Annotated in this window: 7 protein-coding genes; 3 read left to right on the top strand and 4 right to left on the bottom strand. The window is 47.3% G+C overall.

What is annotated here, in order from left to right:
- Window positions 1-173 precede the first annotated feature (173 nt).
- Window positions 174-1,988, bottom strand: a complete 1,815-nt coding sequence (gene mrdA, locus QUB63_RS34560; RefSeq protein WP_332949907.1) for a penicillin-binding protein 2 — start codon at window positions 1,986-1,988, stop codon at window positions 174-176.
- A gap of 214 nt (window positions 1,989-2,202) precedes the next feature.
- On the opposite strand from mrdA, the gene QUB63_RS34555 reads away from it, so the two are divergent.
- Window positions 2,203-2,562: a phage holin family protein gene (locus tag QUB63_RS34555; RefSeq protein ID WP_332949906.1), complete on the top strand. Its 360-nt coding sequence runs from the start codon at window positions 2,203-2,205 to the stop codon at window positions 2,560-2,562.
- A gap of 300 nt (window positions 2,563-2,862) precedes the next feature.
- Here the strand turns inward: QUB63_RS34555 and QUB63_RS34550 are convergent, their stop codons facing one another.
- The 3 genes from QUB63_RS34550 to QUB63_RS34540 all read right to left on the bottom strand — a co-directional run bounded on the left by QUB63_RS34550 (window position 2,863) and on the right by QUB63_RS34540 (window position 6,698).
- Window positions 2,863-3,537, bottom strand: a complete 675-nt coding sequence (locus QUB63_RS34550) for an N-acetylmannosamine-6-phosphate 2-epimerase (protein WP_332949904.1) — start codon at window positions 3,535-3,537, stop codon at window positions 2,863-2,865.
- An 82-nt stretch (window positions 3,538-3,619) separates the two neighbouring features.
- The gene (locus tag QUB63_RS34545) at window positions 3,620-3,985 is read right to left on the bottom strand and encodes a four helix bundle protein (RefSeq protein ID WP_332949903.1); all 366 of its coding nucleotides are present in this window, start codon (window positions 3,983-3,985) and stop codon (window positions 3,620-3,622) included.
- Between the two features lie 163 nt (window positions 3,986-4,148).
- Entirely contained in the window at window positions 4,149-6,698 is a 2,550-nt protein-coding gene (locus QUB63_RS34540; protein WP_332949902.1) for a hybrid sensor histidine kinase/response regulator, read from the bottom strand.
- A 484-nt stretch (window positions 6,699-7,182) separates the two neighbouring features.
- On the opposite strand from QUB63_RS34540, the gene QUB63_RS34535 reads away from it, so the two are divergent.
- Together QUB63_RS34535 and QUB63_RS34530 are read left to right on the top strand one after the other, a co-directional pair.
- Window positions 7,183-8,469: a chemotaxis protein gene (locus QUB63_RS34535; RefSeq protein ID WP_332949901.1), complete on the top strand. Its 1,287-nt coding sequence runs from the start codon at window positions 7,183-7,185 to the stop codon at window positions 8,467-8,469.
- Window positions 8,470-8,932: 463 nt separating this feature from the next.
- Window positions 8,933-10,852 carry a response regulator gene (locus QUB63_RS34530; protein ID WP_332949899.1) on the top strand — a complete coding sequence of 640 codons (1,920 nt, stop codon included), beginning with the start codon at window positions 8,933-8,935 and terminating at the stop codon, window positions 10,850-10,852.
- The last annotated feature ends 76 nt before the right edge of the window (window positions 10,853-10,928 follow it).

The raw sequence follows: 10,928 nt of genomic DNA, 5'->3' as shown, positions 1-10,928 counted from the left end.
GAGCGGAATGAGGCGAAAGTTTCACGTTCCGTTCTGAAGGAGAGGTAGGGGTAGAAATGCCCCTATCGACTCTAACCGTGAGGACTTTAGTCCTCAGATGGATGCGGACTCGCATTCCGAACGATCAAACGTTTTTATGACGGGTAATTGACAGGACATAATATAAGTCATGACTAGAAAGGCTTATTCGTCGGTTTAAAACCTTGCTTTTGAAAATAGGTTTTAAATACCTCGTGAGCAATTGGTGCGGCCGATACAGCACCAAATCCGCCGCCTTCAACTATAACTGCGATCGCAACTTCCGGCTTGTCAGCGGGAGCAAAGCCCACATACATCGAATTGTCAGCATGACCGGGCATTTCCACAGTCCCTGTCTTACCAGCACTTAAAGGAATAGTACCGTCATTCATAGCGCGGCCTGTACCCTTTTTCACCACGTCAATCAATCCTTCTTTAATGACCTTTAAAGTAGAAGGTTTAATCCCTGTTGGGATTTTTTTAGTGAGGGGTGTATTGGTTTGAGAAGCCAACAAATGCGGCTGCACTCGCGAACCGCCGTTAGCAATTGTTGATACCATCACTGCTAATTCTAGGGGCGTGCAAAGTACCAAACCTTGACCGATCGCCATTGTGACGGTATCGCCCACATACCAATCTTCCTTGTACATTTTCTTTTTAGTGGCCGGCGTCGGAACTTGACCGTGATTGGCGCCGTCTATCCCCAAAAGATCTAAATTAATCGTGCCGCCAATGCCCATTTTAGACGCCCATTTCGACATTTGTTCCGGCCCGGCAGCCATGCCTACTTGATAGAAAAACGTATTGCTGCTGAAGGCTAAAGCATCGCGGAAACCGATGACACCGTAACCGGCGCCGTGTTCGTTGAAAGAAATGCCGCCGATCGAAATTGAAGAAGATGATACTAAAGTCGAGTCAGGAGAAAACTTGCCCGACTCCATCCCGGCGACAGAAGTTACAATTTTAAAAGTGCTGCCGACTGGATAGCCTTGAACAGCGCGATTTAAAAAGGGTTTTTCTGGCCCTTGCAGCCGCTCCCATTCTTTTTGAGTCACCTTGCGGGTGAAAATATTGGGGTCAAAGGTCGGCCAACTAGCCATTGTTAAAAGCGCTCCGGTTTTCACGTCGATCGCCACAACGGCACCCAGGCGATCGCCCAAAGCTTTTTCCGCAGTTTTCTGCATATCTAAATCTAAAGTTAGCTGCACCGGTTTGCCGGGAATAGGATCTTTTACACCTAAATCTTGGATTTCCTCGCCCTTAGCATTCACCTCAATTAAACGGTTTCCCCAAACGCCTTCTAAAGTTGGATTAGCTAATTTTTCAACTCCCATCTGACCGACGATCATGCCCATCGGATATGCAGGATTGGCTTTTAATTGATCTAAACTAGCTTCGCCGACGTATCCCAAAAGGTGAGCTGCTAATTGCTGGTTGGGATTGTCTCGGCTCGATTCGGCGCGAATTTCAACTCCGCGCAAAGTATTACTTTGTTCTCCCAAAGCGACGAAAGTAGCGACATCGATATCCTTACTAATTCGCACTGGTAGGGCTGATTTGTAGCCTGCTGCATCGATTTTTTTGACAATTTCGGCGGCGGGAACTTTGACGATCGGGCTCAGTGTAGCGGCGACTTCTTGCCACTCCAAGGCCGATCGCTCTTTTGGCCACAAATACACCGATCGCGATACGCGGTTGGCCGCAAAAATTTTGCCGTTGCGGTCTAAAATTTGACCGCGAGTCGCTGCGACTGAGACAGGGCGAATGCGGTTATTTTCCGCCCGCTGGCGGTTGTAGGCTCCCTGTACGAGTTGCAATTCGGCTAGACGAAAGATCGGCATCGCCACCATGGTAGTGACTATCAGCATAAAAACCATGACTTGGAGCGATCGACTGCGTTGGCGTGCAGCATTGTCCAAGCCATTTTTGTCGAATCGGACTTGAGAGTTAAAAGAAAAATCGCCAGCCATATTAATTAATCTGCTCTTTTTATTCAACTAACAGGTAGAGACGGTTCCCATCCGGATTATTTGGCGGAGAATACAGCGATTATAACTTCTCACTCTTTAGTAACAGACATAAATTCTGCCGGTTGGCAGAGGAATCAGCCGGATTGTTTGATTAAGGTTGATCTTAAATATCAGGTTTTTGTGACAATTCAACTGTTAAGGAGGTACAGGCGCTGTGGAACCGATCGATTTTTTGATTGCTTGGCTGGTGACGGGCAGCAGCTTGCTGCTAATTTCTCAACTGCCGATCGGCGTAGAAATTGACAGTACACCGAAAGCAGTAATTTCCGCTGCCGTTTTGGGAATTTTGAATGTTTTAATTTTGCCAATTCTGAAAGCAGTTTTTTTGGTACCGAACCTGCTGACGCTGGGATTGCTATCCGGCGCGTTTGCTTTTGTAATGAACGTGATTGTTTTTGCCTCTGCTGCGAAGCTAGTTGAAGGATTTCGCTTGCGGATGGGTCTTTGGAGCGCGGTACTGGGGGCGATCGCCTTAGCCGCAGTTAGCAGCTTTATCAACGGCGCGCTTCTGTAAGCAACTACCCCTAATATCTGGCGATGAAAATCGCCCGATATTTCCCAGCCTAGCCGGCGCGTTTCGTTTGCCTAAAAGCGATTTTAATCGCCCCATTTTATCTAATTCCTTATCCCTTACATCCGTTAAATCCGTTAAAAAATCCGTTGCCGAACTTGCTTTTTCCCTCCGTTAAATCCGTTAAAAAATCTGTTGCCGAAGTGCCTTATTCCCTCCGTTAAATCCGTTAAAAAAACCGTTGCCGAAGTGCCTTATTCCATCCGTTAAATCCGTTAAAAAATCCGTTGCCGAACTTCCTGCTTACTTCCCAATCACCGACGCATAGGCTGTCACTTTAATATCAATTCCAGTAATATCTCCACCGACAACAACGGCCGCCGCTCCTAAATCCAATGCTTTTTTAGCCATGGACGGCCCAGCAATCCCGCCTTCGCAGATAACGGGAACCTTAAGCTTTTCTACCATTTCCGCAAGCAAATCAAATCCGGGCGGCGAGAAATTTTCCGTTTGGGGAGTGTAGCCAAAAAGAGTAGTTGCGACAGTATCTGCACCAGCTTGGGCCGCCGCGATGGCAGCTTCTATGGTATCTACATCCGCCATCACTAATTTGCCCAATTCGCTGTGAATTCGCGCGATTAACGTTTTTAAGTCTTCGCCGGGAGGGCGGTTTCGCTCAGTCGCGTCAATGGCGATAATATCGGCTCCTGCAAGTGCGATCGCCCGCGCGTCTTCAAACCGAGGAGTAATGTAAATCTCGCATCCCGGCAATTGCTGCTTCCAAATCCCAATTATGGGAGCCGATACCTGTTTTCGCACCGCCGCAATGTGAGCCGGAGTGTCAATCCGCACGCCCGAGGCTCCTCGATTGACAGCGGTTCGAGCCATTGCCGCAATGACGATCGGATCGTGCAGCGGCGAATCAGCAGGTGCTTGACAAGAAACAATTAATCCTGTAGGAATTTGACAGTTAATCATGGGGAATGGGGGATGGGGAATGGGGGATGGGGAATTGGGCATCGGGCAAAGAGGGCATCGGGCATCGGGCTTTTTTTGTAATTTATTCCCTGTGCCCTATTGCACTCAAATAAGCGTTAAGTTTTGGTAGTAATTTATCGACAATTGGTTTAAATTTGCTGACTTCTTCGCTTGCGATCAGTTGTCTAGCATAGGCTAATCTTAACCAGTTTACTGTTTCGTACAAAGAGCCTCTCGCAATTTTTACAAAACGCCGATTATCTTGGTCATTATAACGACCTCTTCCTTCAGCAATATTAGCACAGACACTATCAGCAGACCGAACGATCTGTTTGCCCATCGTATCTTTTGTGAAGTAATCCCATTTTTTAACAATCTCCCAAATCTGATTCGCCAAACTTTCCGCCAACTTATAAACCTCTAATTCCTCAAAATCAGGTCTTCCCATAATTACCTCAAAAACTCAATTATATTAAATGCCCAATGCCCTGCGCGGGCCTTCTTCCCTGTTTGGCCCATGCCCCATCCCGGAGCAACGCTAGAGCCCCATGCCCCATCCCGGAGCAACGCTAGAGCCCCATGCCCCATCCCGGAGCAACGCTAGAGCCCAATTACCCATTACCAATCCCGGCCATTAAACAAATAATTTTGTCAAGCAAATGCTGAGGGTGAATCGGTTTAGCCAAACAATCGTTAGCTCCCGCCGTCACAAAAGATATTTCATCGGCGGGAATTTCCTTAGCGCTTAAAGCCAGAATTTTGAGATTTTCCGTAGCTGGTTTTTGGCGAAGTTGTTGAATTATTTCGCCGCCATTCATACCGGGCAAACGCATATCGACAATCACAGCATTCGGTTGCAAAAGTTCAATTTGTTCTACTGCGGCCGAACCTTCAATCATCCACACCACTTGCAGTCCTGCTGCTGTCAGGATATCGCAAATCAGCATGGCAGTTTCTTCATCTTCTTCGACGAGGACGATGCTGCCGCGCAAAGAAGAAGAGTGCAGCGGTAAAGAAGAATTCGATTTTTCATATTTAAATTTTGTGGACTCATCTTTGCTTTTAGTTTGGATTGGTATAGAAACTGTAAAAGTAGAGCCGACATCAACTGTAGAGTTGACTTCGATCGCCCCGCCGTGAAGCTCTACTAACTGTTTAGTTAATGCCAATCCCAGACCGGTGCCGCCGTATTCGCGGCGGTAGGGAGAATCCAACTGCTGGAATTTTTGAAACAAGAGCGATCGCTGATCTTCGGGAATTCCAATGCCGGTATCTTTGATTTGAAAAACAGCGGTGCTACCGGGGGGTGCAGTACCGGGCTGCCGCACTGCCGGCGTGCGATTTTTATCTTCTGTTACCCAAACTCGCAGGACGACTCGCCCGCCTTCGGGAGTAAATTTAATTGCATTTCCTAAGAGATTGAAGAGAATTTGTCTCAAGCGGCGGGGGTCTGCGGTGAAGCGATCGCACTCTTGTTTAATTCGCTGTTCTTGCATTAGTTCCACGCCTTTAGCCAGTGCTTTTTCTTTGAGGGCGTGCAGGCTCTGAGAAGCTAATTTAGAAATTGAAAATTCACTAATTTTTAATACTGCTTTTCCCGCTTCTACTTGCGATAAATCTAAAATATCGTTAATTAATTCTAATAAGTGGTCGCCGCTGTCCCGGATAGTTTGCAGGTACTGCCGCTGTTTTTGTATCGGCACTTCTTTGGTGCCAACTTGGCCGTAAGACCACCGCAGCAGCGTGTCGGAAATGCCGATGACGCAGGTGAGGGGAGTCCGCAATTCGTGGCTCATAGCTGCCAAGAATTCGCTTTTGGCGAGGCTGGCAGACTGGGCGGCGACCAGTGCATCGCGCAGTTCTCGCGTGCGCTCTATGACGCGCTGTTCTGAGGTGCACTTTTGCTGCTGGACTTCTGCATAAAGTTCGGCTTGGTAAATGGCGATCGCCAAATGTTCTGCTATTTGCCGCAAAAATGTTTTTTTGCTTTCTTCCCACTCCCGAACAGTACACTGGTGGGCGATTAGCAGCCCCCACAATTCGTCTTGAACTACGATCGGCACTAGCAACTTTGCCCGCACCAACGCCTGCCGCATCAACTCTAAAAAACAAGGCTGCGAAGAGTAAGTTGTTTCCACATCTGCGACGGACAAAGCTAAACCTTTGCGGTATTTTTCTCGGTCAATGACTCCCTCGGGAAAACAGTGGGCGCCTTCACTAAAATTCAGTACAGACGAGATAGCATCGCTGGCTAAAGCTTCGTAGGTGACGCGGCCTAAATACAAGTAAGAACCGGAATTTTCTTTGACTTCGCCCGAGTGAGAAACCGCCGCAGGTATTTGTTCACCTAACTCGCGATTGTGCGGCGCTGGCACTTTTTCAAATTGATAAATTAACAGGCGATCGACCTCCAAAAACTCTCGCACTCTCGAAACTGCTTTTGACAAAATTACAGGCAATTCCAAACTCTGGCGAATTTGAGTTGTCACCTGATTCAAAAGTCGCTCTTGTGCGAGCTGCTGCTGCAAAGCATCTTCCACTGGCTGACAGAATGAAATGCAGGGACTGGCAATTTGTAAGTGATTGACGGCTTCGGCAATCTGCTGCTGTAGCATTTCTGGAGCGATCGGTTTGGGTGCGGAACTTCCCTCTATTTCTGTTTGGGTGTGTAGGGGCGGGCGACTGTTTTTGCTGGTATCGGTAGCGAGAATATCCAGCAAATTTAGGGTGAATTCGCTTTGCATAACTGCCGAGTTTGGCTGTAGATTTTTAATTGCTTGTTTGAGGGCGCGAATGTCAATTTGCCTCTTCGGTGCGGGCGTTATTTTTGCGAGTTTGTCTGCGAGGGGAGAGAGGAAATTGGCGATCGCCCCGGGATCGAAAGTCAACTCGACATTTAATTGCGAAGTGAGATGTTTTTCGCTGTGTTGGCGTTTGTTTGTTGCTCCCTCATCTAATAGCTTGCCCCGCAACAGCGCGCTAAACCGATCTGATACCACTGCTGCAAACCTTTGGGACGAGTTTTCCCCATTTTCAGAATCCGCGATCGCATCATCGGCGAGCCAAATCGCCCCGGGTTGTTCAGCCATTTGCTGTAACAACTGGTAAGCAGCCTCAAAGGTTGCTAGTGGCAAAGTCCGATTTAAGGTTTTTGGTTTCAATCTAGGTATTTTCCCGGTTATTTTAAAGAACGAAATATGAATGCCCCTGTTTTGGGGACGGAACCCGGGGCGCAGCAGGCGCGGCCGCTTCAAGAGCAAGACTTAAGTAGCAAATAGTTATCCTTACTTGCCTATACTTATATACTTTAGGTAAGTTGACTAAAGATAACACGCAGTGTAATCTTTACTTAAGAACACGCGGGCGATCGGGCGATCGTGCCTACTTATCTGGGGATGAGCCGTCTACCCAATAGCGTTGTCAGTTAACACCACTTATCTTTTAGGCTTTTAAGTAGCTTAAAGTAAGTTTGGAGCGGTTTTACGAAGCAGACTTGAGATGAAAGCAGTCAGAAGGCAGGCTCTCTTCAGGCTCAGGAGCCAGAGAGCTGATTTCTCCCTATAGTTGTTATTACTTTAAACTATCTTAATCCAGTATAATATCAATATATAATTTGTTAACTTCTACTTAACACTATCCGGGTAAATGAGCAATCCAACTCAACTAACCCCCGATTTCACGATCGGACATCTGCCGTGTCACCACTTCCAAGTGAGTGCTGCAACTCCAGGACAGGTAGTGGCCCAAAGATTCGAGCAAGAACCAGACCTGCCGGGAGTGATTATTACTCACGAATCACAGGTATTGGGCATGATTTCTCGCGTCAAATTTCGAGAGCAAATGAGTCTTCCAGAGCGCGTAGAAATTTACGGGCAGCACCCGATTCGAGCCTTGTTAGATTTTATCAGAATTCCGCCTTTGCTCATGGAGGCAAACTGGAAAGTTGAGGATGCCGTGCAAGCGTCTCTCAACAGGCATAAAGATTTGATTTATGAACCAATTATTGTGGTAAGGGAAAACCATAGTTTCCGCCTTTTGGACGTTCAGACTCTGATGATTGCCCAGTCTAAAATTTTAGCTCAAGCTAACAAAATTATTCAAAAATACAGAGCCGAAAGACAGAACTATCTGGGAATTATTCAAGAAGAACAAGCGAAATTTAATGCGTGCAACGAGCTGTTAAAATCCCAACAGCTTCAAGCCCAAAAACTCCCAAAAACTCCCAAAAACCAGGAAGTGGCCTTGGTAAAACAAGCTGAAGAAATAGCTCAAATGAATCAGAAATTTGTGAGAATTGCGAAGCTGATTTCCTCGGAAGGTCGCCAAGCATTTCAAGCTACTTTTCAAGGTGCTAATTCTATTTGCAACAATACAGATAAAATTTTGGGCGTTGGCAAAGCAATAGCTAACGATCTAGAAACGGTTAACCGCACTTCCCGAACCATCCGGGAGGCGATCGAACAAGTCAGGCATTTAGCGGTACAGGTGGCTGTAGTTACCAATCAAATGGGAAATCAGCCCAGCGGCCTGAGCCAAGTGAGTCAGGAAATTGGCAGGCTGGCAAGTAAAACGTTTGAATTGGGAACTCAAATGGAGCAAATTGCCAGTCGGTTTAAACTTCGCGTTCACGAACTCACGGAGGCAGCAAGAGCGGGTGCTAATGTGGCTAAATCGGTGACCATCAAGATCGATCGCGCGGAAATGGCTTTGTTAGAGTTGGAGGAATTAATAGCGGAAAAAGATTTCAACTCACTGACCGCTATTACACAACCTTTGGCACTCAAAAAAAGTGTTACTGCTCATTCTTTAGTTAAAGAGATAGAAGACGCTGAAGTCGCGGTTTCCGAGTTGGAAGACATAGTTAAGCAGCAAGATTCATCGCAATATCTGATCCAAAAAATTCAGCAAGCGCTGAAGTCCAAAAAGCCCTAAAATCTCAGGGGGAATCCGCTCAAACCTTTCGCAAGGGGAAAAATCACCATCAAAATATTAATTTATAATTTAATAAATTCCAGAATACTATTTGTTTTAGTGAGGTGAGAAAATTCAAAATAACAGTTGGGAAAGGCTATTTAACATAGGTGTCAACTTAACGTCTTATGTATTACCGATCTACTGTTTGACGATTAGACATATCCCCCCGAATTCGGGCTTTTCAGGGGGGATTGCCCCGGATAGTCGGGGGGGGACAGGAGTGTTCTTGCGTCAACCCCTACTCCCCAACTATCCGGGGAGTAGGGGTCGAGTAGGGGGTATGCGAGGGGGATCGAGAGGCTTGCGATCGACGAGAGATACAAAGAACTTCAGACTTAAGTTGACACTTTCGGAAGGCTATTTAACTCCCAAAAATCCGATTCACAAATCACAAAAATTGCTTAAATAATAGGTTATGATTATGAAAATTCTGCTAGTAGAAGATGACACAATTACCATCAATTTGCTCGCCCAAGCGCTGAACTCTCACAATTACAATGTGAATACGGCAGCAGACGGTGAAACAGCCTTGCAGTTGGCGCAGGCCTACGATTACGACCTGATTGTTTTGGATGTGCTGATTCCTAAACTCGACGGCATTAGTTTGTGTCGGGAACTGCGATCGTCCGGCTGCCAAATGCCGATTTTACTGCTGACAGCGCTAGACAGCAGCAGCGATCGAGTCCAAGGTTTAGAAGCGGGTGCAGACGATTATGTGGTCAAACCCTTTAATCTCGAAGAATTAATTGCTAGAATTCGGGCTTTGCTGCGCCGGGGAAAGGCAACTTTGTCGAGTACAATTTTGACCTGGGAAAAACTGCAACTTAACCCGGACACTACGGAAGTAACTTATGCCGAAAAAGTTCTGCATTTGACTCCCAAAGAGTACAATCTGCTGGAACTTTTCCTGAGAAATCCCCGGCGCATTTTCAGCCGCAGCGCCATCCTCGATCGCATTTGGTCGGCCGGCGAATTTCCTCAGGAAGAAGCCGTTACCGCTCACATCAAGGGGCTGCGGCAGAAGCTGAAAGCAGCGGGGATGACTGTAGATTTAGTGGAAACCGTGTACGGATTGGGCTACCGGCTCAAAAGTCTGCCGGAGGATATGGAGAGCCAAAAAGTTGCCAGGGAAACAGCAGAAACGGCTAAAAGTCAAGAGACTTTATCTGCAGAATCCAGCGGGCCGAACCGGGAATTAAACAATGACGAGCGCCGCCTCAAAGTCCTGAGTGTGGTTGCTGAAATTCGGGGCAAGTTAAGAGCTAATTTTATCGAAAAGGTGGCGATATTCGATCGCGCGATCGCCCAACTGAAAACCGGAACCTTGGACAACGAACTGCGGCGGAAAGCCCAGGAGCAAGCTCACAAATTAGTCGGTTCTTTGGGCACTTTAGGGCTGCCGAAAGGTTCGGAAGTTGCGCGCAAGATCGAAAATTTGTTCAAGGCCCAAAACGTCTTGGAACCGGGAACTGCCGAGAAGATTGAGGAATTTCTGGATTTGCTCAAACAAATCTTCGATCGCCCGCCGGAACCTGCAAGCGAGCTGGAGGCTGAGGTTTCCCAACAGCGCCGAATGCTGATCGTTGATGATGATACTTTGCAGAGCGATCGACTAAAAACAGCAGCATCCGGTTCCGGCTTCGAGATAGAAGTCGCCAACTCTCCGCAAGCGGCAAGAATTGCGATTTCTCAACAGCCTCCCGACGCGATTTTGCTGGATTTGACCTTTTCCAGAATTCTGGAAAACGGACTTACTCTCCTAGCCGAACTGCGCACTGCAAAACCAGATATTCCGGTGATGGTTTTTAGCGGGCACAATCAATTGAGCGATCGAATAGAAGTTGCTCGTTTGGGAGCTTCGGGCTTTTTACACAAATCTATCCCCCCAGCAGATATACTCAAAGCAGTTGCCCAAGTTCTCGACCAGACTGGCCCTGCTGAAGCCAAAGTTATGGTGGTAGATGATGACGTGCATCTATTGGCTGCACTGAGAATGATTCTACAACCTTGGGGATTGCAAGTAACAACATTGGATGAGCCCGAAAAGTTCTGGGAGGTACTCGAAACTACTTGTCCGGATTTGCTAATTTTAGATGTGGAGATGCCCGGTTACAGCGGTATCGAGCTGTGTTTGGCGGTGCGGAACGATTTGCGCTGGAGCAAGCTCCCGGTGCTATTTTTGACGGCTCATTCCGAGTCGGAAACTGTGCGTCAAATGTTTGTCGCGGGTGCTGACGACTACGTGAATAAGCCGATCGTGGAACCGGAATTGATTGCTCGCATCCTGAATCGTTTGGAGCGGACTCAACTCCGGCACAGACTGGCTCTGACACAGCGGTAAGTTGACAGTTGACAGTTGACAGTTGACAGTTGACAGTTGACAGTTGACAGTTGACAGTTGACAGTTGACAGTTGAC

This window comes from Microcoleus sp. ARI1-B5 (assembly GCF_036705795.1).
Lineage (GTDB): Bacteria > Cyanobacteriota > Cyanobacteriia > Cyanobacteriales > Microcoleaceae > Microcoleus.
This window is presented reverse-complemented; position numbering and strand designations above follow the sequence as displayed.